Genomic DNA, 24,017 nt, shown 5'->3' with positions numbered 1-24,017 from the left:
GCGAGGGAAATTATTGCTTTTGCTCAAGCAATACTTGGTAAGCGTCCATGGCGACAATATCACCGGATTTCAGGCCCGCGAGCACTTCTACTTCGCCATCTAAAGGTTCAGTGACGCGAACTTGTGTGAGTACAAACTGGTCACCTTTTTTAAGGTACACACTGCTGAGTTCATTCATGGTGATTAGCGCTGAGGTCGGTAGTTGGATTTTTTCCCGCTCGCCATTCTTAAATAAGGCTTTTACCCATGTTCCGGGTTGCAGATTGGCTTCATCCTTTGGCAGATTTATCCGCACTTGATAACTATGGGTGACAGGATCGGCAAAGCTAAAAATGGTCAGATCCTGTGAGGTAAGTTCCCGGCCATCATTTAAGCGAACGATAAATTCGGGGGCGTTTTTTAACTGCGGAATGTAGCGCTGTGGTACTTGAGTAATCGCCCGCATTTGGCTCGGTGAAAACCCTGACAGTAGCGGTTGACCGACACTGACGGTTTCACCTAATTCAACTAAACGCTCGGTGACTATGCCGCTAAAAGGGGCTGATACGACAGTATATTTTAAGGATTCAGTGGCTTTAATGACCCGCGCTTTAGCCGCACTGACGGCTTGCTCAGCAGCTTTGGCATTGGCGGTGGCCTCATCCATTGCGCCCTTAGAAATAGCGCCTTGGGGAAAGAGTTCGGTATAGCGTTTAAATTGGGCCTGCGCCTCTACATTTAGCGCTGTCGCTTTGGCAAGATCCGCTTCATAGCTTGCTAGCTCAGCACCTTGTTCCTTGCTGGTGATTTCGAGTAATGCCGCCCCCTCGGGCACGACATCATTAACATCATAATTGAGTTTGACGATACGCCCAGAGGTTTGCGCCGACACAGTCGCGGCTTTTACCGCCTCAATACTGGCGTCCAAGGTGAGCCAATTGGCGTGCGGTTTGCTCATCACTTCAAGGGTTTCCAAAGACGCAGCCTGGGTAGTCAAGGTAGAAAATGCTAATAATGTGAATAGAGTACGTGAGATTGCAGTCATACCAAATCATCCCAAAAATAATTCATGAGTAAATTCTAATGGAGTTGGTTTCAATAGGCAATCAATATTTATTAGAAAAATATAATGCAATCGATTTAACTAATTTAGGGAAAAGGCGAGTGAATCTTCCCTTACATCAATCGCCAATGAACATAAAATTTCAGTAATAATCTTAATCAGTTAAAATTTTAGTCGTTTAAATAATAGGTCAGCGTCGACACAATGCGAATTTGTTTGATATATGGCGTGCTGCTATCGCGGTCTGAAATCGTGAACTGGCCTTGGCTGGCACTCTTAATTTTCCCTAGACGGGATTCTGAGTCTTTGGCGAACTTTTCCGCCACTTCACGCGCATTTTGAGTGGCTTCTTGCACCATAGTCGGTTTGACGTCATTGAGCTGAGTAAATAAAAACTCAGTGCGGTTTTCATAGTCTTGGCTGGCGATAGCAATGCCTTCTTTAACCAAATTAATCATTTGCTTACGTGAACTTAGCATTAAGTCAATCTGTGAGGTATAGACAGAGAGATTCACCTTTGCCGAATATCGATATTTTACATTGGGGTCGACATAACCTTGAGCCTGCCGGTCTTCAATTGATGGTAGCGAAATGGTAATTTCACTGTCGCTAAAGCCGCGCTCTTTAAGGAAAGCGACTACTTTGTCGGTTTTTAGTTGTACGGTTTCATAAAGCTTGGGTAGGTTGTTGTCGACTTCGGTAAAGTTAATCGGCCAGATGGCGATATTGGCTTTGACTTCTTTTTCCGCAAGGCCTTTCACTGTGACGGTGCGCTCAAGCGCTTTCATTTCCAATAACGCTGAGTTGGCGCTCTGTCCAACATAAACCATGCCTGCACATAAAAAACCACCGAGCACGATGGCGGAAAGTAGATAATTGCGTTGCATAACAGACTCTCTTGATAGAATTCCTTAAGCTACCTTACTTCAATTAGATGGCTTTGTGCATAGGTGAATGCGTAACACATTCAACTTTATACTTTATGCTCAGGTGCTATTCAGGATCCGCGTCGTGTTGTTGCAAAAGCAACTTACCATTTAACCACTTAGTTTGCGGGCGGAGTTGTGCTTGGTTGCCATAATTCGACTTTATTACCATCGGGGTCGATAAACCAGCCAAAACGGCCAAATTCAGAGTCTTCAATATCGCCGATTTGCTTACCGCCACCCTGCGTAACTTGAAGCAAGGCCTGCGCAAGGTTGTCCACGATAAAGTTCACCATAAAGCTTTTATCCGTCGGGGCAAAATAGGTGGTGTTGTGGTCAAACGGTGTCCATATATGGTAACCGGGAACGGGTTTATCGCGGTGATAAAACGCCGCGCCCCCCCAGTTTTCGATGGGGATTTCAAGGTGAGTTTTGTACCAAGTTGCTAAGGCTACAGGATCAGTACTTTTGAAAAAAATACCACCAAGTCCAATGACTTTTGCCATAAGAATTATAGTGTGAGTGAAAGATGGATTAACTTTAGGCAATAAATGCTTAAGACACAAAAAAGCCGCAAAAAATGCGGCTTTTTTGTGTTAAGCGTGTCGCTTAGAACTGGTAGCTGTACTGTACAGAGTAGTACATACCGCTTGATTCAGTTATCGCGTTTACAGGACCTGTAATGGCACTGTTTTCGATCAAGTGCACTTCTTCACCTTTGATAAAGGCGATACCAAAGTCAACGGTGTTTTGTGGGTTGATATGATAGCTCATACCTGCTGTGTACCAGTTGCGATCTGAGTCAGGGAATGAAATTGAGCTAATTTCGTCCACAACGCCTTGGTCATGCATATAACCTGCACGAACAGTAAATTGTTCGTTAATGGTGTAAGTGCCACCTAGGCTGAATAACCATGAATCTTTCCATTGGTATTCTTTAAGGGCGATATCACCTGCTGGAAGCTTGATACCAGCACCCGCTTGACCTGGGATAATCGTCGCTACGCCATCTTTAGCCGTGATTTGGTCGAATTTGCTCCACTGGGTGTATTGCGCAGTATAGTGCAGCGCAAACTTAGGCGTGATTTGATGGAAGCCTGCAACTTGGAAAATATCTGCAAGTGGTACATCTAAGCTGTCAAAGTTTGTTGCTAGGGCTGTTTTTGAACCTAAGCCAGCAGCAGATAAGTCTTTAGTGCTGATGGTGTTAATATCCCCTTCAACATTCACTGTCGGGCTGAAACGGTAGCTGATACCGAAGCGGTTATCTTTATCTAACTCAACTGTGGCACCCAAGATACCACCGAAGGCCCAGCCGTCAGCATCCACATCAACGAGAGGTGTAGTGCTTGCGTTACGGGTTAAACGACCTTCACCGTAGATGGCATCTACACCTGCACCGATGCTGAATATATCATTGATGCGATAAGACACGCTGGCGTTAAAGTTAACCGTGGTTACTTCTGTTTCGCCAAGCAGATCATAAGGTGCTGGTGAGCCTTTTGGTAAATTCTTAGACAGTGAGCTGGCATCGGTACCAGTTCCAAAGTTAGAGAAGGCTGCAAAACCGACGGCGAATTTATCGTCGATTGGGTGAATATAAAAAATATTAGGGATAACTTTAGAGCTACCCGCATCGTCGATGCTGCCTAAGTCAACGGCACCATTAGGTAAGTTAAAGTTAACGTCTTTAACATCAACGGTAATATCGGCATAGGTTAAGCCGAAAGAAATCGCATCTTTATCGAATAATGCCATTGCAGCAGGGTTACGTGACAAAACAGTGGCGTTATCGGCAATAACCGCATCCCCTGCAAAAGCACGACCCATACCCGTGGCGGATTGGCTGTTTAATTGGAAACCTGAAGCGAAAGTTTGTGAGCTAGCCAGTGCGATGGCAACAGTAAGCAGCGTCTTGTTGAATGATTTCATTATTATTCTCTCATTATTTTGATATTGGATTTTGTTCGGTCCTAGTTACCAGAACAACGCGCAAATCCTTTTATAGTCTGCGGCATGTTAGGGATTGTGTGTAACCTCAACAAGTCCGACCAGATTTTAAATTTGTTAAAATTCAGTTAATTAAAACATTATTGTACTTTAGCATGAACGAATGGTCTGGCCAGATGCTTGGTATCTTTGGCTTTTATTTAAAGGCAAGGTTTTAATTAAGGTTAATACTTTGTGATGACGCGAGGGTTAATTAAATTATACAAATTGTAAAAAGCGTACACCTGTACGCCTTTTACAATAGGAAGGGGTATTTGGGCTGTTACAATGAGAACTTAAATTGCTCAAATTCAGCAGTGATGTCTTCGTCGGGTTGAGAGTCTTTACTCACAATCACACCGGCGATAACGGCAAACACAAATCCGGGTAATATTTCGTACAACTCAAAAATACCGCCGGAGAGATGCTTCCAAAACACCACGGTTAAGGCACCAACAATAATGCTTGCGATAGCACCATTGCGGCTATATTGCTTCCAAAACAGCGATAAAAGTACGACTGGCCCGAAAGCGGCGCCAAATCCTGCCATGCATAACTCACTAGGTTTAATACACTGTTTTCTGGATTTAGGGCGATAATCCCAGCTATTACGGCAATAGCAAGCACACCCATACGGCCAACCATCATGAGTTCACGGTCGTCTGTAGGGCGTAACCATTTGCGGTAAAAGTCTTCGGTAATGACGCTTGAGCATACCAATAACTGTGAATCAATGGTGCTCATAATGGCCGATAAAATCGCAGCAATCAGTAAGCCTCCAATCCAAGGATTAAATGCCGCCTGTGCTAAGTGAAAAAAGACAGTTTCTGCATTTGCTAGTGGTTCATTGGCAAAATACACAGAACCCGCCAAGCCTGTTGCTAAAGCGCCAAGCAGGGATAAAATCATCCAGCTCATTGCAATACGGCGTGATGTGGGCAAGGCATCGACAGTGCCGATAGCCATAAAGCGCGACAAAATATGCGGTTGACCAAAATAACCCAGTCCCCAAGCTAAGAGTGATAACAACCCAATCATTGTGGTTTTATCGCTGATTAATGCCAGCATCGCAGGATCAATAGATTCAATTCCAGCATGACTTTCAGGGCGGGAGAATACCGCAAACGGGATGATCAGCAGGGCAATTAACATCAAACTGGCTTGGAAGAAATCGGTCCAACTCACGGCAAAAAACCGCCAATAAAGGTATAACCGACAATAATGGCTGAGCCTATCACCAAGGCTACGTTGTAATCTAAGCCAAAGACCTTTTCGAACAGTATGGCACCACCCACCATGCCAGAAGATGCATAAAAGGTAAAAAACACCAGAATAGTGACCGCTGAAACCAGCTTGAGATAGCCCTGTTTATCGTGAAACCGTTTCTCGAAAAAGTCGGGCAGGGTGAGTGCGTTATCTGCTAATTGGGTATAAATACGCAAGCGTTTTGCGACAAATAACCGATTCAGCCACGCACCTATCACTAAGCCAATACCAATCCAAGCTTCCTCTAAACCGCCCAAATACACGGCGCCGGGTAAGCCTAGCAGTACCAGCCTGACATATCAGAAGCGCCTACGCTGAGAGCGGTGACAGCGGGGCCCATCTTACGGCCACCCCAAATATAATTATCCACAGTATCGGTGGCACGGTAAGCCCAAAACCCTATGCCCATCATCAATACTAAATAGCCAACAAAAGTGATTAAAATCGGAGTTTCAATCGTAATATTGTCTTTATCCCATCTTGTTATTAAAAGTGGCAAGCATGCTACTAGATGTTTGAGCAAGAACCCGTTAGTAGATGGATATGTAATCGAAATCCGACCTCCGAGCGTGAGAAAATATCGGAGGCATATTTAAGAAAGAAAGGAATATTAGAGAGTTAAATAAAGGTATTCTTGATTTCGTCTTTTACAAAGCGAAGGTCCGCTTGATCCTCACCGATAAGCAAAATATAGGCATCGCGGGTCTCAAACCCCATTCCTTTATACTTGCCATCGGCAAAGGTATTATCGAGCACCATGCGTTTTTCGATAGGCACAATAAACAGCGTGACTTTGCCTTTTTCAGCTTGTAAAACTAAATGCAGACTCTTAACACCTTGAAAATCACAGTAAGAGGTGTAGTAAACCTTGCCGGGCTGCTCGATAAATTTTGCGTGTTCGAGGTTTTTCATCGCGGCGAGCTGCGCATTCACTTGGCTGAAATTAACATTCTGATCAACCTGTAATGCCACACCTTCATGGTAAACATGGGCTAACGCATGCTCGGCCAAATCCACTGGACCTAAACGTAACAGACTAAAACTGATGCCCACAATAAAGGCGACGGAAGCGGCCATTGCTACTAAAAAGCCTGTTTGACGGCGCTGTTTATGGTGTTGTTGCAGTTGTTGACGCAGGATCAGTTTATCAGCCAAGTCTTCCGGCACTGCTACTTTTAAGGCATGGCTGAGTTTAGCGTCTAAGCGTTTTAGCTCGGACACCAAAGCTTGATGCTCAGGTGTAGCCTGCATTTGCTCAAGAAATTCTGGGTCTTGATTACGAGGATCTTCATAAGCTTGACGTCTAAATTTAAGCTCATCCATTGGATTGACCTCTTACCGCTGTTTTCTCAAGTAGTTCTTTCAATTGGTTCCTCGCCCGAAATAATCGTGTCATTACGGTATTACGATTCAGCTCCAACAGCTCGGCGATTTCATCACCACTAAATCCACCAATTAACTGCAGTAGTAATGGCTCCCGATATTCGATATCTAGCTTGGCAATTTGCCTTCTCAGCCAATACTGCTCAGTTTGTTCTTCAGTGCCGGAGGCAAGGTGATCTTCTAAGCTCTCTTGCTCGACATCGGCGTAATCAAATTGTTTGCGCTCGAATCGACGGGCATTTTCACGTCTTAAAATCGTGATAAGCCAAGCCTTCGCCGCTTTATCATCCTGCAGGGAATCTAAAGCGCGCCACGCCCGCAAGAAGGTTTCTTGGGTGATGTCTTCTGCCACCTGCTTTTCGCCGCACAACCAAAAGGCATAGCGGAAAATGTCGGCGTGCAGCGCCTTGACGAGGCTGTTGTATCGTCGTTGTTTACTCAGCATGTCAGAAGAGACCGCAGGCTCAACGGATTTATTTCGCCAGTTAGCAAACATTTTTTTGATTTTTTCTTTTTATTTTATAATTCAAATCATTACTCCTTGCTCGCACGCTTGAACTACCTACTCACTAGGGTTAAGCGGACGTAATGGGGATGGTTGATGCGCCATCGCATTGAGATTGAGGTTCTTGACTGCGATTAATAGGGCTTTAACGGCCGTAGCTTGCAGTGGATCCGTGCTGGCATTTGATTTACCGCCATAAGCCAATGTTTGCAATTGGCTGATAGCTGCAGCTAATTCATCAGACTTAGCGGCAATTTTATCTAAGGTCATTGGACGAGCGTCCTGCTCACTCACATAGCGTTGTAACTGCTTTAATATCTTACTGGTATTGCCTTCGGCACAGGCTTGCTCTAATGCCTTCAATCCATTGCCAAGCAATTGAGGTTGAGGCGGTAGTGGAGCCATAGTCTGTACTTGGCGATTCACTGCGCGGCGCCAAGCAACAAAGGTCACTCCCCATGCAACCAGTGTGACTAGCCAAAGCAGGGCAAAGAGATTAGCGCTCCAACTGTCTTGGTTGCTGCTCACTGTACTACTTTGCGATGCGACTTGCGTTGGTGCATCAACTTCAGCGCCACCTTTAACGTTAATCGTGCGCGCGGGTAGGGTCGCGATTTCTTGGCGTTTGAGATGTGGATTCCACCAAGGGAGTTTTACCTCGGGTAAGGTAAACGTCCCGGCTTTACTGGGCACAATCGCCGAGGTAATGCTGTATTGGGACACAATCTGCGCATCGCGCACAAAGCTCTGGCGCTGAGGTTTTTCGGGATAGGATTTAAGCTCAGCGGGTAGATTTTGCGAAATATCCGGCAGACTATTTTCATCGGCATTGGATGCCAATACTATGATAGTACGGGTAATAGGGCTACCGACAGTAAATTCTTTTACATCTTCAGGAAAACTTTCTTTTAAGACCACTAAATCCGCTACAAGCCATTGGCCTTGGAAGCTGCTTGGCGCAGGTTCAACTTGAATGCTTAATGAGGGCGCGCCTGCTTGCATTGGGCGGCTCTCATTAAAACCAAACATGCCACCGCGGCGTTGGGATTCCACTAATACATCGCCAGAAAAGGTGGCACCCTTAATATTCACTTGGCCGGGTAAATCGGGAATGATGCCATAGGTGCGCTCAATGACGCGGTAACGGCGGCCATCGATGATCTCTGAGCCGTCTTTATCCTCACCAACTTGTTTAATTTGCGCGCCTTCAATGACTGGCGCGTTAAGCACGCCCCGTTGCAATTCTACGGCGAGGTAGAGCTTCACTTTATAAGTAATAAGCTGGCCGACATAGGCCTCATCGCTCGATACCTTTGCATCGATAAACAGATTTTTCGCTTGCTCAGGTTGCGCGCCAGCCTCGACCACATTTAGTGGGATTTCGGCAGAGCTCACACCATCGATACTAAAGGACGGAATGGTTAGCTGTCCCTTCTGCTTTGGCGCTAGCAGCACTTGCCAGCGAGTTTCTTTGACCGCATCGAAGTTCATGATCTGGGTACTACGGCTTACGCTGGTGCGGCCTACGATAAAATCCTGAAGTAGGATTGAGGTATCGAGTTTGCCGGTGTCAACCTCATCGTCGGCACTGACATTCAGTACAAAGTACTCTCCCTCCATCACCGGATTGCGATCGACCGAGGCCTCGAGTTTGCTCAGGGCAAAGGCGGGCTCAATGACCGCGATGCAAAGAATGAGGAGGATAAAAAATTGTCTGATCACCACTGTTCGTTATCCCTTGATATTTGGCCATTTTGACGGCGTTTTTGATATTCGAGTTGCATCTTGTTACGCAGCAATACTTGTGGATCCTCACTCACGCCGCGCAGTGCCCGTTGCATGTCAGCGGGTAACGGGTCGCTGTTGCTAGGCGGCGGTTCGAGAGATTCAACGGCGGCTTGCGGATCTTTCTCTGTCGGTGACTGTTTCTCTTTATCCGCATGTTGCGCTACGGCTTGTTGCTGTTCTTGTTTAGCTTTTGACTTATCATCTTCGACCTTTGCCTGCATTTTGGACTCATTACTAGCGGGTTCAGAGGACTCTGCAGTCGGGTTATTTTGTGCGTTTTGCTCCGATGCTTCTTGCTGTTGAGACTGCTGTTGTTGATTTCCGGCATTGGCATCTTGTTTTGCTGCATCATCACTGGCTTGCTGTTGGTCCTGCGCTTCCTGCTCAGGGTTATCTTGCTTATCTTTAGCGGAAGAGGTGTTGTCCTGCGTCTGCTTTTCGCCAGCTTGTTGCTCTTGAGATGGGTCGTTTGGCGAGGATTGCTGCTCTTTTTGCTGACCTTGCTGCTGGTTTTGACCCTGCTGTTGATCGTTTTGATCCTGTCCCTGTTGGTTTTGATCGCCCTGAGACGGCTTGTCTTGGTTGTTAGCATTTTGCTGCGATTGTTGTTGCTCCAGCAGTTTTTCCGCTAACTCAAGGTTAGCCTTTGCCTGCGGGAAATCGGGCTGCTTATCGAGCGCCGCCTGATAGCGTTCTTTAGCTTTATCGGGTTTGCCCATTTGCATCAGCGCGTTGCCTTGGTTGTAAAGCCCGTTAGCTGAATTATCTTGCTCAAAGCTTTTTAGCGCTTGTTCGAAATTGCCAGCCTTATATTGTGCAGCGCCTTGCCATTGGGGAGTTTCAAACTTTTGGGCGGCACTTGCATAGTCCTCGGCTTGGTAAGCCTGCATCGCTTGCTGCTCTTGAGTGTGCCAGAGTGAGTTCCAAGCATTAGCATGGGCATTTTGTGGCAGTGCGCCGAGTAGTAGGCTGGCAAATCCCATCAGCATCCAACTGGCGAGCATACCTTGCCTAAAGCTCAGCAGGGCAGGAATGAGTAAGAATAAGGCGAGGTAAGGGCCGAGATCTTGCCAGGTTTCGCCATCAAGATCCGTGGCTTTGGCATCGCCACTATCGCTTAACCAATGTTGAAGTTGGACAAGATCCTCACCATCGGCGCGATTGGGGATCATAATGCCATTATGGTTATCGGCTAATTTTTGCAGCAAGCCAAAGTCAGTTTTGGCGACTGCGACCTCATTGCTGCTATCCCTTTGCAATTGGCCATCGGGTAAGCGAATTGGTGCGCCTTGATTGCTGCCAAATCCCATTATTGCGAGGCGATATTGGCTGCCCGTCAATACCGAATTGGCTTCATCAAATTGTCTTGGGGTGATGCCATCGGTCATTACGATAATATCGCCGCGAAGATGTCCGCCCTGTGCCAGCAGGTTTTTGGCTTGGGTTAATGCGGCGGCTAAGTTTGACCCTAGCACGGGCATAATCTCAGGGCTTAAGGTCGGCAATAAATTGAGTAAAGTGCCAGTATCTCGGGTTAAGGGGCTGATCGTAAAGGCATCGCCCGCGAAGGCGATAAGTCCGGTTTCTCCTTCTTTTAAGCTGCGGAGTAAATCTGTCGCCCTAAATTTGGCTTGGGTTAAACGGTTAGGTGCCAAATCGGTGGCAAACATGGAGACGGACATATCCATCACCAGCACTCGGCCTTGCTCTGCGGCGAAAACGGGCAAAGATTGCTTATTGAGGGCCGGTCCAGCTAACGCTAAGGTGGCGATAAACCAAGAAAAGGCCAATATATGCAGCGGCCTGCGGGACTTTTGCGAACCTTCTGTGACTAATACTTTTGCCAAATGTGGCGCAATATAACGGTTCCAAGCACTGTTAGTTGCATGCTGGCGCCAAAGCATCCATAAAATAATCACCAATGGCAGTAGGGCGAGTAACCATTCTGGACGAATAAAATGCAGGCTCATTAACGGACATTCCCCCGCGGTGTGGCTGATAAAACAAGGTTTTTAGCGCGAGTAAAAAACGGTAACTGGCTTAGTGCAATCCAGAGACTGGTGAGCAGTGCCAACGCGAGCGGCCAGTAAAATAGTTCCGCTTGAGGGCGATAACTGAGTTGATCGCGGCTAACGGGTTCAAGTTTATCGATTTCTTGATAAATCTGTTCTAGCTCCTCACTATTACGGGCGCGGAAATAGCGGCCGTGGGTGGCATCGGCAATCTGCTGTAGTTGGTTTTCATCCAGATCCATTGACGGATTAACCCGTTCACGACCAAAGAGGGTGCGTCTTTCCATCACATCGGCGCCGACACCTACGGTATAAATGGTTACTTTGCGGTTTGCTGCGATTTGGGCCGCTTGCTGTGGCTCGATATTACCGGCGTTATTTGAACCATCGGTCAATAGAACTAAAACCCTGTTACTTTCATCCATTTTATCGAAGCGTTTTACCGCCAGTGCAATCGACTCGCCGATAGCCGTCTGTTTGCCGACGAGACCGATTTGGGCCTCCTTTAAAAACTGGGCCACGGAACGTCTATCTTGGGTGAGTGGTGCCTGTAAATAGGCATGATCGGCGAATAAAATCAAACCGATGCGGTCGCCTTTACGGCGTTCAATAAACTCACTGACCACGTGTTGGATGAGGGTAAAGCGGTCGACCACTTTGCCGTCGATCACCATATCTTCAATTTGCATACTGCCGGATAAATCCACCGCCAGCATGAGATCGCGCCCTTGGCTAGGGAGCTCAATTGGATCGCCAAGCCATTGCGGACGGGCGATAGCAAGTACTAACAAGCACCACATTAACCAATAGCGTTTACGGGTTTGACGAGTTTGGGTGGCTAAGGTTGCCTTGCTCGTTTGACTGATACCGGGCAGTTGCAGGCGCCCACCTTCGGCGTGCAGCGTTTGACGCCGCCAAAAAATTAAAGGTAAAGGCAGTAAAATCAATGCCAAGGGCCATACGACAGTTAACATTGTTCCTCCGCAGTCTTGGTGCTCGCTTGGGATAATGGCGCTGTCGCAAAGGATGTTTGGCTCGATGAGCTATTTACTTGCGGTGAGCTAAATTTGGCTTTTGAGGCAAACCAACGTTGGGCAAGATTGTGTAACTCTCGGGCTTCATCGGTGCTAAGCGGTGAAGCTTGGTGGCGTTTATCCAATAAGGGGCCAATGCGGCCACGATTTTGTTTGGGTAAATGGGTATCCAGCCAACTTGCCCAGGCATCACCATCAAGTTTTGCGATCACCTCCCTTGGCAAGTAACTCAGCGCGGTACGCTTTAATAGCTGATTGACCTCGGAAGGGTAATGGCTGGAATTTGGGTCTAAAGTTGCCAATAAACCTTGGGCGGTTTTTTTCGGCGCTAAGTAAGCGGCACGTTTTTTAAGCCAAAGAATTGCGCCGATGATAAGCACCAGCAGGATAGCAAGTACCAACCAATAGCCAACTGCCCATGGCCAAGCGCCAATGGGGTCGGGCAGAATAATATCCTGTAAATCCGCCAACGCGGGATTTGGCGTTACAGCCTTATCCGAGGCTGGCGGTAAAGTTTGTGGGTTCACGCTTTGGACTCACTTATTCTTTATGTTGCATTTTTTATGTTCAATAGTTTATTGAATCGTCTTTTAGCCATGTGGCTATTGCAGTAATGCTAATTGCTCTGCAAGGGGGCGGCCTGCATCGATAAATTGGGTGTGTACTCTTAGCTTTTGCATCATGGCGATAAAGTCATTCTGCTGCTGGTGTTGCAGCGCGAGCCATGCCTGATAGCTGTGGTGAGTCAACACTAAGTCTTGCTCTGCATCTCGGACAGGTAAACTGAACTGTTTAGGTAAGTTCAGGCTACCTTGCCTTAAAGGGTCAGTTATCAAATACGCGCCAATATCGCAATGGCGCTTGAGCTCTGTCAGCGGCGCGATACATTGCGGTGTAAAATGGCTGCCATCGGTGATAATCCAAATCAATGAGCCGGGCTTAGCGATACGTTGCAAACGCTGGCAGGCACGCAATATATGGTCTGGATCGCGCGGATGACTGCCAAGTTGATTGAGTTGCTGCTCGTGCACTCGGCATAGTCCTGAGATCAGCTGCAAAATACCTTGCCTTCGACTGCGGGGCTTTAATTCAAGATGCTCCGACTCACAGGCGATTAAGGCCCCGAGCCTATCGCCGTGATTGATAGCATTCCAACCAAGCGTGGTGGCGAGATGCCCAGCTTGAACTGACTGTAACAGCAAACTCGAGCCAAAATACAGACTCTGGCTTAAATCGAGCAGCAGCAGAATAGGGCGCTCGCGCTCTTCGATAAAGAGTTTGGTGTGGGTTTGCCCTGTGCGTGCGGTAACACGCCAATCAATTGTGCGGACATCGTCACCTTGCTGGTAATGGCGCACTTCGGCAAACTCCATGCCACGGCCCTTGATTAGACTGCTGCGATGACCCGCCAGATTGGCGCGTGCTCGGCTGTGACGCTCAGGAATGGCCCGCGCAATCGTCTGGCAGGCGAGCAGTTCCTTCTCGGTTAAATGCAACCCATCGGCAAACAAGGGCAAACCATTAAGAGGTAAGCCATGTTGTACAACATCATTATTTAGGGATGCGTTTAGCGCACTGTCATTCATTCAAAGTCACTCATTTAAAGCCATTTATTTAACTTAACGCCATTTATTTAACTTAACGTTAGTTTGTTCGCTACCGAAGCACATAGACTATGGGACTGATTTTTGGCTCTACTCTAAGGCACGGCCACTTGAGTCAAAATATGGTTGATCACTTGGTCGCGGCTGACACCTTCAGCTTGTGCCTGATAACTCAGCAGCAGTCTGTGCCTTAGTACATTGGGCGCAACGGCTTGAATGTCTTCCGGTGACACAAAATCTCGCTGGTGTAACCAGGCTCTGGCACGGGCGCAGCGTTCAAGCGAAATCGTCGCGCGGGGGCTAACACCATACTCTAACCATTTGGCTAAGTCGTCGCTGTAACGTATTGGCTGGCGGGTTGCCATAATGATTTCGACTATGTATTTCTCTAGCGGCTCAGCCAGATAGATTTCCATTGCTTCATCACGGGCGGCAAAAATATCCGCCTGAGCAATCGGCTCAGTGGTTGGCAACTCGTGAGTGAGTGCCTCCTTACGGGATTGACGCAGAATTTCGATTTCAGTGTCGCCACTGGGATAATCCAAATTCAGGTGCATTAAAAAACGGTCGAGCTGTGCTTCAGGCAGCGGATAAGTGCCTTCGTTTTCTAAGGGGTTTTGTGTTGCCATCACCAGGAATAGCGGCGGTAATTTATAACTGTTTTTGCCAACAGTCACTTGACCTTCAGCCATAGCTTCTAATAACGCCGACTGCACCTTAGCTGGCGCGCGGTTGATTTCGTCGGCGAGGATCAGGTTATGGAAAATAGGACCTGCCTCAAATTCAAAGGTACCGGTTTGGGAGCGATAGATATCCGTGCCCGTTAAATCGGCAGGCAACAGGTCGGGGGTAAATTGGATCCGGTGAAAATCGCCTTCAACTCCGTCGCAAAGGGCTTTAACTGCGCGGGTTTTGGCAAGTCCTGGTGGACCTTCTACTAATAAATGGCCATTGGCGATGAGGGCAATGAGCAGATTTTCGGTCAGTACTGGCTGCCCTAAAACAACCTTATTTAGGTAAGTGCGTAATGCATGGAAGCGACTCAAAGGCATGATGCTACTCGTTTTTAGGTTGAAAATATTAATTGAAAATACGTGTGTGGGCTTAAGACAACGAATATGGTAAAGAATTCCCTAAGGGTTTGGCTAGTGTTAAAAAAACAAACAGGTGTTTAAAACTTGCTGACAAGAAGTTAGAATCAGATCACACTTTAATGGTCAGACCTGTTATAAGCCATTTTAAGGCCACAACAGGGATACATGGAAATCGATAGCGCCGCCTGAAATCTCTCAGCGATAGCGCACATAAAGAGGGTGACAAATGAGTGATAGACAACAGGTAACTAACGCAAGGGGTGAGCGTATCGCCATTGTGGCAGGCTTAAGAACGCCATTTGCGAAACAGGCGACCGCATTCCACGGTATTTCGGCCCTTGATATGGGCAAAATGGTGGTTAACGAACTGCTTGTTCGTAGCGAACTGGATCCGAAATTGATTGAGCAACTGGTATATGGTCAAGTAGTGCAAATGCCTGCTGCGCCTAACATTGCCCGTGAAATCGTATTAGGAACGGGTATGGATGTATCAACCGATGCCTATAGCGTGACCCGCGCCTGTGCGACCAGTTTTCAATCTGCGGTGAATGTGGCTGAGTCAATCATGACGGGGAATATTGAGATCGGTATTGCCGGCGGCGCTGACTCCTCTTCTGTATTACCTATTGGTGTGTCTAAAAAACTTGCTCATGCTTTAGTCGATCTGAACAAAGCCCGTACTTTTGGTCAAAAATTACAGATTTTTCGCCGTTTAGGCATTAAAGATTTATTGCCTGTGCCGCCTGCCGTGGCCGAGTATTCAACGGGGTTGTCAATGGGACAAACCGCTGAACAAATGGCGAAGACTTACAACATCAGCCGCGCCGACCAAGATGCGCTGGCGCATCGCTCTCATACCTTAGCGAATGAAACCTGGGCTTCGGGCCATCTACGTGATGAAGTGATGGTGGCCCATGTCCCACCCTACAAACAGTTTATCGAGCGCGATAACAATATTCGTGAAAACTCCGATTTAGCCTCTTACGCCAAACTGCGTCCGGCTTTCGATAAAAAGCATGGTAGCGTGACTGCCGCGAACAGTACGCCGCTGACCGATGGCGCCTCGGCGATCATTCTGATGAGTGAAGGCCGCGCTAAAGCTCTTGGTTATCAACCAATTGGTTACATTAAGAGCTACGCATTTACCGCCATTGATGTTTGGCAAGATATGCTAATGGGCCCATCTTATGCGACGCCATTGGCATTAAAACGTGCTGGCATGGAATTAGAGGATTTAACCCTAATCGAAATGCACGAAGCTTTTGCAGCGCAAACCCTAGCCAATATGCAGATGTTTGCATCCAAAAAATTTGCCGAAGAAAAACTTGGCCGCAACCGCGCCATTGGCGACATCGATATGAGCAAATTCAACGTACTCGGCGGCTCTTTAGCCTATGGCCATCCTTTTGCAGCCACAGGTACGCGTTTAATCACTCAGGTTTGTCGTGAGCTTAAACGTCGTGGCGGCGGAACGGGTCTAGCAACGGCCTGTGCTGCGGGTGGTTTAGGGGCTGCAATGATTGTGGAAGTGGAGTAATGGCGGTGGGAAAAACATTTAATTTAACTCGCCGTGAAGACGGTATCGCCATTTTAACCATGGACGTACCTGGCGAAACCATGAATACCCTCAAGGCGGAGTTTGGCCCTGAGATCAGTGAGATCCTGTCTGAGATTAAACGCGATTCGAGTATCCGTGGCCTAGTGCTGATTTCGGGCAAAAAAGATTCATTTGTTGCCGGTGCCGATATCTCTATGCTCGATGCTTGCCAAACGGCGGGCGATGCCAAAGCGTTATCCCAGCAAGGGCATGTGGTGTTTAACGAGTTGGAAGCATTAAACATCCCTGTGGTCGCTGCAATTCATGGTGCTTGCTTGGGCGGCGGTTTAGAGCTAGCGCTTGCCTGCCATCAACGTGTGTGCAGTGATGATGGCAAGACCATGCTGGGCGTACCTGAAGTGCAGCTCGGTTTATTACCCGGTGGCGGTGGTACCCAGCGTTTGCCACGCTTGGTGGGGATTACCACTGCGCTGGATATGATGTTGACGGGTAAACAAATTCGCCCGAAACAAGCGTTAAAGATGGGCTTAGTTAACGATGTGGTGCCACAAACGATTTTGCTGCAAACCGCAGTGGAGATGGCGCTCGCGGGTAAACAAATAGCTAAGCCAGTTAAAAAATCGCTAGTAAACCAATTGCTTGAAGGTACTGGCTTTGGTCGCAACATTATTTTCGATCAAGCGGCTAAGCAAGTTGCTAAGAAAACCCAAGGTAACTACCCAGCGCCAGCAAAGATTATTGATTGTGTGCGCCAAGGTATTGCCAAAGGTATGCAGAAGGGACTGGAAGTCGAAGCCAGCCATTTTGCTGAGCTGGTGGTGTCGAAAGAATCTGAAGCGCTGCGCAGTATTTTCTTTGCAACTACAGAGATGAAGAAAGAAACCGGCGCCGAAGGTGCAACGCCACGTAAAGTCAAAAAAGCCGTGATCTTAGGTGGCGGTTTGATGGGAGGTGGTATTGCCTCTGTCACTACGACTAAGGCTAAAATTCCTGCGCGAGTAAAAGACATTAACGAAAAGGGCTTAAGCAACGCGCTTTCTTACGCCTATAAGTTATTGGATAAAGGCGTGAAACGTCGTCATATGACGCCAGCCGCTCGCGACAATTTAATGGCGCTGATGACAACGACGACCGAATATAAAGGTGTTAAGGATGCCGATATTGTTGTTGAAGCGGTATTTGAGGATTTAGCGCTTAAACATCAAATGGTTAAAGATATTGAGCGTGAATGCGGTGAGCACACGATTTTTGCGTCTAACACCTCATCGTTACCCATTGGTCAAATTGCACAAGCGGCAAGCCGTCCTGAAAATGTGATTGGCTTACATTACTTCTCACCGGTAGAAAAAATGCCGCTGGTGGAAGTGATTGCCCACGCTAAAACCTCACCAGAAACCATTGCCACCACAGTCGCCTTTGCCCGTAAACAGGGTAAAACGCCAATTGTGGTACAAGACGGTGCGGGGTTTTATGTTAACCGCATCCTCGCGCTTTATATGAACGAAGCCGCACAATTGCTGCTAGAAGGGCAAAGTGTTGAACATCTCGATAAAGCGTTAGTGAAGTTTGGTTTCCCCGTTGGCCCAATTACCTTACTCGATGAAGTCGGTATTGATGTGGGCGCTAAGATCTCTCCAATTCTTGAAAAAGAGCTTGGTGAACGCTTTAAAGCACCAGCAGCCTTCGACAAGCTATTAAGCGACGATAGAAAAGGTCGTAAAAATGGCAAAGGTTTCTATCAGTATGGCGCTGCCAGCAAGAAAAAAGCTGTGGATGAAACCGTGTATGGCGTATTAGGTATCAAGCCTGGTGTCGATAAAGAAATGAGCGCGGTAGCGGAACGCTGTGTAGTGCAAATGCTGAATGAAGCAGTGCGCTGCTTAGATGCAGGCATTATTGCCTCGCCGCGCGATGGTGATATTGGCGCTATCTTTGGCATCGGCTTCCCACCATTCTTGGGTGGACCATTCCATTATATCGATACTTTAGGCGCGGATAACTTAGTCAAAATACTTGAACGTTATCAAACACAATATGGCGATCGATTTGAGCCTTGCCAACGGCTTAAGGCTATGGCGGCAGAAAAAGCTCGCTTCTTCTAACACTTAGATATCCTTGGTCAAAAAAGCGGCAATTCAATGCCGCTTTTTTATTGCCCTCAGGCTAATTTTTGCCTAAAAAACACTCATATCTAGTCTAGATATCTTGTATTATTCGATCTCTTTTATGAAAGATTACCGCCTTGAGGCATTCGGACTGCACAAAAAAGCAGATAGGCTTAGCTGTTTTGTATTTATATTTGGCGAATAAAGAGGTTTGCGGTGGGATTGGTTGCTTATATGTTGGTTGCGCTATCGTTTTTCTGTGCATGGTGTTTTGGATATGCGGCTTTTAGGGCAGGGCTTTCAGTAAAATACTGGACGGTGCTTGGTTTTATCCTTGGCCCCATGGCTTTTCCCTTGTTTTCCACCCACAAACGTATTGCCTTAAGAAGGAGCCTCCATAGCCATGACTGCTACATTGCAGCTTGATTTTGATTGTTAGTCATAGGAGCTGTAAAAAACCAAAGGGAGCAGTAGCTCCCTTTGGTTTAGTCTGCGATATCGCTGCGCTAGTAAGATTATTTTAGGCGATACGAGCTTTTACCAATGGCTTATAAATTAATTCCACCACCCCTTGGCAGGGATTACTTCAAGATGGTTTAAGCCTTCTGGTAATTTTACTTTTTTACGAACAGGTTTTGCGAAACCAAGTGCTTTTTTGAGTGAGTTCATCATGATGCATTACCTCAATTTAAAGTTTAATTACGCTATTTCTGTATTAGCAAATTTCACATATGGGTGACCCGCGACTTCAAATGGCTTGAACTTCACATATGGGTGACCAGCTACTTCAAAAGGCTTGAACTTCACATATGGGTGACCAGCTACTTCAAAAGGCTTGAACTTCACATATGGGTGACCCGCGACTTCAAATGGCTTGAACTTCACATATGGGTGACCCGCGACTTCAAATGGCTTGAACTTCACATATGGGTGACCCGCGACTTCAAATGGCTTGAACTTCACATATGGGTGACCCGCGACTTCAAATGGCTTGAACTTCACATATGGGTGACCCGCGACTTCAAATGGCTTGAACTTCACATATGGGTGACCAGCTACTTCAAAAGGCTTGAACTTCACATACGGGTGACCGGCGACTTCAAACGGCTTGAACTTCACATATGGGTGACCTGCAATTTCTTGCTCGCTTACAGTGTTTTGTTCAGACGTCACAACTTGATTGGATGTTGTAATTTTTTGAGTTGTTTCAACTGCATTAGTATTTACAACAAAACCAATTGATGACACTAGTGCAACAGCAGTTAGGATTCCTTTCATTATGTTTCTCTCTCAGGGTAGTTGATAATATTTATTATTGACACTGATACAGTTGATGCAGATGTTGTGCCAATGTTTCAAGTTGCCCTGATGAGTAATATAATGATTACAATGTGTTGTTTATCGCGATGGATTTAGCCTGGTCCTCCTGTAGTAAAAGGGTAAACTCTGCTTCATTAATGGCCTTACTGAAGATGTAACCTTGTATTTCTTCACAATTTAGGGCTCGAAGGATATTTAGCTGTGCAGCTTGCTCAACTCCCTCACCAACGACGGATAGACCCATATTGTGGGCGATGGTAATAATGGAATCGACCATTTTTAAATCGCGGTCGGATTTATCAATATCGTCAACAAATGCTTTATCGATTTTCAGCGTATGAATCGGGAATCTTTTTAAGTAAGAAAGCGATGAATAACCCGTTCCAAAGTCATCTAAAGCAAGGCTCACACCCATTTTGGCTAATTGCTGCATAACAGTAATAGCCATTTCTGGTTGCTTAATAACAGTACCTTCAGTTATTTCTAGCTCTAAATGAGAGGCAGGTAATTGGGTGAGTCGTAAAATTGACTCTATCCGCTGTTGTAGATCGGGTAGGGCAAATTGTCGTGACGATAAATTGACGGCGACTCGGCCCTTAAATAGACCTTGCTCACGCCACTTCTGCGCGGCAAAACAGGCCTTTCTGAGTACAATTTCACCTATTTCAACAATCAGACCATTCTCTTCTGCAAGAGGGATAAAATCATTCGGTGGAATAAGTCCTAAGGTTGGATGATTTAATCTGACTAAAGCTTCCATTCCAGCAACATGACCATGTTTCAGATCGACTTTGGGTTGATAATAAACTTCAAATAAATCTTCTTTTAAGCCTTCACGGATAAGATTTTCGGTCTCAAGCTGTTTAATTGCATGTTCATTGAGTGATTCAGAGTAAAATTGGTAACAGTTACCGCCTGCAGATTTTGCATGGTACATGGCAATATCAGCTTTTCTGAGTAAGGCTTGCTCATTCTGCTCATCATCTGGATACAGTACAATTCCAACACTCACACCTAAGACAAGTTGTTCATTGTCTATTTCATATACAGTGTTAAAAGCATCAACAATTCGTCCCGCAATAGCGGCGGAGGCTAAAATATCCGACGTTTTATCGAGAACAATGGCAAACTCATCTCCTCCTAAACGATAGATGTTGGTGTTTTTAGGTACAGAAGATTTAATTCTGACTGATACAAGTTTTAGTAATTTATCACCAACTTGGTGACCTAATGAGTCATTGATACGCTTAAAATTATCTAAATCGAGTACCATTAATGCATGATTAATTTCTTTATTGACTAAGTTTCCTAATGTGACTTGTAGGTTTGACCGGTTGGGTAGGCCAGTCAATAAATCATTGTTGGTGAGTTTACGAAGTTCTTCTTCCTGCTGTTTACGTCTTGATATATCAGAGAAAACACCCACATAATGCGACAATTCACCTAATTCATCGTAGATAGCGTCAATCGTGAGCTCCATATGAAAATGGCTGTTATCGCCTCGATTTGCTTCGACTTCACTTGCCCATCGACCTTGCTGTTTCAGCATAGTACGAATCTGATTTGAGAAGGATTCAGGATATAATTCAAAGGTAAGTAAATTGCCAATAAAATCAGACCTATTTCGTTGTGATATTCTACAGCAAGCCTCGTTCACTTCTACGAAACGGTATTCACTGTCAAGAATAAACATACCTTCAGAAATATTTTCAATCGCTTTTTCGAAGAGTCTTAATTGTTCTTCTTTTTGTTTAAATTGACTGATATTTTTAATAGTGCCAGTCATTCGTAGAGCGTTGTCTTTATCATCTCGTTCTACAATTTTAGCCCTATCTAAAATCCATATCCAACTATCATCTTTGCCTTTAACTCTATATGCCGCTTCGAAATGATCTGTCTCACCATAGAAGTGTTTATTTAGTGCTTCTCTAACGCGTTCTTGATCCATGGGATGTATATTACTTTCTTCATCTCGATTACCCGAGCGATGTCCATCTCGTGGGAACTCTAATGCACCCCAAATATTCGAGCGGAAAATATTACCCGTTTCTATATCCCAGTCCCACATTTCATCACCGCTGCCCCATAGAGATAGCTTTAGTCGTTCTTCACTCAAAGCAATTTGACGCTGAATTTCTCTTTTACGAAGAATTGCTTTGAATATAAATAGGGACAAAAACATTGTTATTAAAAAATAAAATATTTTGGCTTGAGTAGATGACCACCAAGGAGGCGTAATTATTACGTTAACTTCTCTCTCAGATGATTTTTCGCCTGAAAGATTATTTATGGTGTAAACCTGAAATACGTATTCGCCAGGAGATAGGTTGGTATAGGTTGCGGAGTTTGTTCCATTAGAGTAAATCCAAGTATCAGACAACCCTAGCATTCTGTAGTAGTAGTTAGTAGATGATTCATCAGACATAGGAGATATGAAATCAAAAGAAAATGGATAGTCTGAATATTTAAGTGTTATTTCTTTTGTTACATCGATTGGTTTTTTTAAATACTTTCCATTTTTTTCTTGACTCATGTTGAAAACGGAAAATTTAGATATTTCTGTTTTGTTTGCTTTTTGACTTTTTATATAATCAGAAATTTCTTGTGGAGATACTAAGCTTACCCCGTTAATTCCTGCCAACAATATAAAATCATTAATTTTTATTGCGCTAGGTGAGTTGTATTCATATTGACTCCCATTTGATGTTCCCAGCGCATAAGAAGTTTTACTATTCTTATCAAAAATAATTACCTCTCCTAATGATGAAACAGTAATAAAGTTGGTATCACTTGCAATTGAGTAGATTTCTTTATTTTTTGAGAATAAGGTGTCTATTTTTTCATTAGTTATATCATAACGCATTAAGGCTTTTGATGTGCCGAATAATAAATAATTTCTATCTTTTTGAATACTATATGTCAGTTGCTCGCTTATAAGTGTTTCCTGACCGTTGTCATACTTTCTAAGTCCTCCCTGACTGGCTATATAAAACAAGTTTTCTGATATGGTTTCAATATCAAAAATAGGTTCCTTCCTTTCTGTGTTAAAAGTTTTTATTATTTCTGAGTTTTTTATTATTAAGATTTTACCATCGGGGGTTCCAGCTGATAAAATAGAATCATCTTCATTACTTGACAATGCTGATATGGTTTCATTGCTAAGTTTTTTTACAGAATTACTATTATCCAAAAACAATCCATTACTTGTTCCATATAAAAGCTGGTTTTTATGGAGTAATGCATATTTATATCCTGTGGTATATGTGTTGTAATCTCTAATTTTTTTGAATTCATTGTTGAATAAGGTTATTTTTTCAGCTTCTGATGAAACTAGAAAACCTTGAGAGTTTTTACTTAAATGCCAAGTGCTATTAGTTGTTAGAGAGGTTTTTTTGACTAAGTTATTTTGTTTTTTTATGATAAAAAAACCTTGATCTACACTTCCTAGTGTAAAAAAGTTATTGTTGGCATAAAAAACGGTGGTTTTATCTGGGTTGAATGCTGAAATTAGTCCTATCGTTTTTTTATTGTTGATGTCAATAATGTAGTTTTCAGAGATGCCATAGATGGTGTTATTGTTCTTTGCAAGCTGTGAAAAAGAACGGTTGTCAATTCTATTTATCAAAACGCCATCATATTCAAAAAGTCCATCTTTTGTGGATATAATTAGAGATTTATTGTTTTTTTGTTCAATGTCGATAATGTTTTCTTTTATTAAGATTGAACTTTCTTGATTTATTTTAAATAATTTTCCGGAGTAATCCTTTAAAAAATAATCATCACCAATTTTGATAGATTTTTTTATTTCACCAATCCCTTTAGACGATAGGTCTAGATGGTTCTCTTTTCCATGGATGTCAATGATTGCGTTGTTGGTGCCAACAATTAAGGTTTCAATAGTGGTATTTATACTCCAGATTGGAGTGTTGTCTAGTGGTGCTCCGTATTTAATGAAGGAATCGTTGTTCTTATCATATACAGCTAGGCCATTGTCAGTTCCTACATATAGAATGCCATTCTTATCAATTTGTAAACTTCGAATAAAAGAGCTAGGGAGTCCTGAATTTGTTCCATCAGCGAAAAAATATTTGAAGTTGCTTCCATCAAAGCGATTAAGACCATTAAATGTACCTATCCATAGGTATCCATCATTATCTTGAACAATCGAGGTTACTGTTCCTTGTGAAAGACCTTGCGGAACTCCAAATAGGTTTGAATTCAAAACTATGGATGAGTCGAGCTCCTTAGAATATATTGCAATAGAATCTGATGGATACAAGGTGCTTAGGCATAGGCAACTGTAGATGAAAATTTTTAAGAGTACTTTCGGCATAGTGTTGTTCTTAGTATTGTCCGAGGATGCCATGAAACAATTGTGTTACATCACTTTT

19 protein-coding genes and 1 pseudogene are annotated in these 24,017 nt (G+C 44.8%); 3 read left to right on the top strand and 17 right to left on the bottom strand.

Annotated elements, in window-relative coordinates; all coding sequences use genetic code 11:
- Positions 1 to 10: 10 nt before the first annotated feature.
- From SO_RS14390 to SO_RS14330, 15 genes and pseudogenes are all read right to left on the bottom strand, one after another.
- Positions 11 to 1,024 carry an efflux RND transporter periplasmic adaptor subunit gene (locus SO_RS14390; protein WP_011072998.1) on the bottom strand — a complete coding sequence of 338 codons (1,014 nt, stop codon included), beginning with the start codon at positions 1,022 to 1,024 and terminating at the stop codon, positions 11 to 13.
- A 188-nt stretch (positions 1,025 to 1,212) separates the two neighbouring features.
- On the bottom strand, positions 1,213 to 1,929 hold the full coding sequence (locus SO_RS14385; protein WP_011072997.1) for an SIMPL domain-containing protein: 717 nt from the start codon (positions 1,927 to 1,929) through the stop codon (positions 1,213 to 1,215).
- A gap of 158 nt (positions 1,930 to 2,087) precedes the next feature.
- Positions 2,088 to 2,474 carry a VOC family protein gene (locus SO_RS14380; protein WP_011072996.1) on the bottom strand — a complete coding sequence of 129 codons (387 nt, stop codon included), beginning with the start codon at positions 2,472 to 2,474 and terminating at the stop codon, positions 2,088 to 2,090.
- 103 nt (positions 2,475 to 2,577) lie between these two features.
- Positions 2,578 to 3,900, bottom strand: a complete 1,323-nt coding sequence (locus SO_RS14375) for an OmpP1/FadL family transporter (RefSeq protein WP_011072995.1) — start codon at positions 3,898 to 3,900, stop codon at positions 2,578 to 2,580.
- Positions 3,901 to 4,240: 340 nt separating this feature from the next.
- A complete protein-coding gene (locus tag SO_RS23540) occupies positions 4,241 to 4,399 on the bottom strand; it encodes a hypothetical protein (protein ID WP_367303102.1) in 159 nt (52 codons plus the stop codon).
- Between the two features lie 69 nt (positions 4,400 to 4,468).
- Positions 4,469 to 5,486, bottom strand: a pseudogene (locus tag SO_RS14370) (sodium:solute symporter family transporter); the annotation flags it as partial.
- 14 nt (positions 5,487 to 5,500) lie between these two features.
- A complete protein-coding gene (locus SO_RS23535) occupies positions 5,501 to 5,722 on the bottom strand; it encodes a hypothetical protein (protein ID WP_367303090.1) in 222 nt (73 codons plus the stop codon).
- Positions 5,723 to 5,841: 119 nt separating this feature from the next.
- The gene (locus SO_RS14365) at positions 5,842 to 6,546 is read right to left on the bottom strand and encodes a DUF3379 domain-containing protein (protein ID WP_011072994.1); all 705 of its coding nucleotides are present in this window, start codon (positions 6,544 to 6,546) and stop codon (positions 5,842 to 5,844) included.
- A complete protein-coding gene (locus SO_RS14360; protein WP_011072993.1) occupies positions 6,539 to 7,102 on the bottom strand; it encodes a sigma-70 family RNA polymerase sigma factor in 564 nt (187 codons plus the stop codon). The genes SO_RS14365 and SO_RS14360 overlap by 8 nt, the downstream gene beginning before the upstream one ends.
- Before the next feature lie 66 nt (positions 7,103 to 7,168).
- Positions 7,169 to 8,836, bottom strand: coding sequence for a BatD family protein (locus tag SO_RS14355; RefSeq protein WP_011072992.1), 1,668 nt, complete (start codon positions 8,834 to 8,836; stop codon positions 7,169 to 7,171).
- The gene (locus tag SO_RS14350) at positions 8,830 to 10,869 is read right to left on the bottom strand and encodes a VWA domain-containing protein (RefSeq protein ID WP_011072991.1); all 2,040 of its coding nucleotides are present in this window, start codon (positions 10,867 to 10,869) and stop codon (positions 8,830 to 8,832) included. Before SO_RS14350 ends, SO_RS14355 begins: the two co-directional genes overlap by 7 nt.
- Entirely contained in the window at positions 10,869 to 11,885 is a 1,017-nt protein-coding gene (locus SO_RS14345; protein ID WP_011072990.1) for a vWA domain-containing protein, read from the bottom strand. Before SO_RS14345 ends, SO_RS14350 begins: the two co-directional genes overlap by 1 nt.
- A complete protein-coding gene (locus SO_RS14340; protein ID WP_011072989.1) occupies positions 11,879 to 12,472 on the bottom strand; it encodes a DUF4381 domain-containing protein in 594 nt (197 codons plus the stop codon). Before SO_RS14340 ends, SO_RS14345 begins: the two co-directional genes overlap by 7 nt.
- A 75-nt stretch (positions 12,473 to 12,547) precedes the next feature.
- The gene (locus SO_RS14335; RefSeq protein ID WP_011072988.1) at positions 12,548 to 13,531 is read right to left on the bottom strand and encodes a DUF58 domain-containing protein; all 984 of its coding nucleotides are present in this window, start codon (positions 13,529 to 13,531) and stop codon (positions 12,548 to 12,550) included.
- A gap of 113 nt (positions 13,532 to 13,644) precedes the next feature.
- Positions 13,645 to 14,601 (bottom strand): AAA family ATPase, encoded by a 957-nt coding sequence (locus SO_RS14330; RefSeq protein ID WP_011072987.1) that lies wholly within the window; start codon positions 14,599 to 14,601, stop codon positions 13,645 to 13,647.
- Between the two features lie 268 nt (positions 14,602 to 14,869).
- Here SO_RS14330 and fadI point away from each other — a divergent pair, with 268 nt between their 5' ends.
- From fadI to SO_RS23530, 3 genes are all read left to right on the top strand, one after another.
- Complete coding sequence (fadI, locus tag SO_RS14325) at positions 14,870 to 16,180, top strand: acetyl-CoA C-acyltransferase FadI (protein ID WP_011072986.1); 1,311 nt, start codon at positions 14,870 to 14,872, stop codon at positions 16,178 to 16,180.
- A gap of 5 nt (positions 16,181 to 16,185) precedes the next feature.
- Positions 16,186 to 18,303 (top strand): fatty acid oxidation complex subunit alpha FadJ, encoded by a 2,118-nt coding sequence (gene fadJ / locus SO_RS14320; RefSeq protein WP_011072985.1) that lies wholly within the window; start codon positions 16,186 to 16,188, stop codon positions 18,301 to 18,303.
- 237 nt (positions 18,304 to 18,540) lie between these two features.
- On the top strand, positions 18,541 to 18,732 hold the full coding sequence (locus SO_RS23530) for a hypothetical protein (protein WP_405130465.1): 192 nt from the start codon (positions 18,541 to 18,543) through the stop codon (positions 18,730 to 18,732).
- Between the two features lie 273 nt (positions 18,733 to 19,005).
- Here the strand turns inward: SO_RS23530 and SO_RS14315 are convergent, their stop codons facing one another.
- Together SO_RS14315 and SO_RS14310 are read right to left on the bottom strand one after the other, a co-directional pair.
- On the bottom strand, positions 19,006 to 19,584 hold the full coding sequence (locus SO_RS14315) for a hypothetical protein (RefSeq protein ID WP_011072982.1): 579 nt from the start codon (positions 19,582 to 19,584) through the stop codon (positions 19,006 to 19,008).
- A 106-nt stretch (positions 19,585 to 19,690) separates the two neighbouring features.
- A complete protein-coding gene (locus SO_RS14310; RefSeq protein WP_011072981.1) occupies positions 19,691 to 23,959 on the bottom strand; it encodes an EAL domain-containing protein in 4,269 nt (1,422 codons plus the stop codon).
- Positions 23,960 to 24,017 lie beyond the last annotated feature (58 nt).

Origin of the sequence: Shewanella oneidensis MR-1, from assembly GCF_000146165.2 — a bacterium.
In the GTDB taxonomy this organism is placed as follows: Bacteria; Pseudomonadota; Gammaproteobacteria; order Enterobacterales; family Shewanellaceae; genus Shewanella; species Shewanella oneidensis.
The sequence above is the reverse complement of the archived record's forward strand: the minus strand, read 5'-3'. Positions and strand labels throughout refer to the sequence as shown.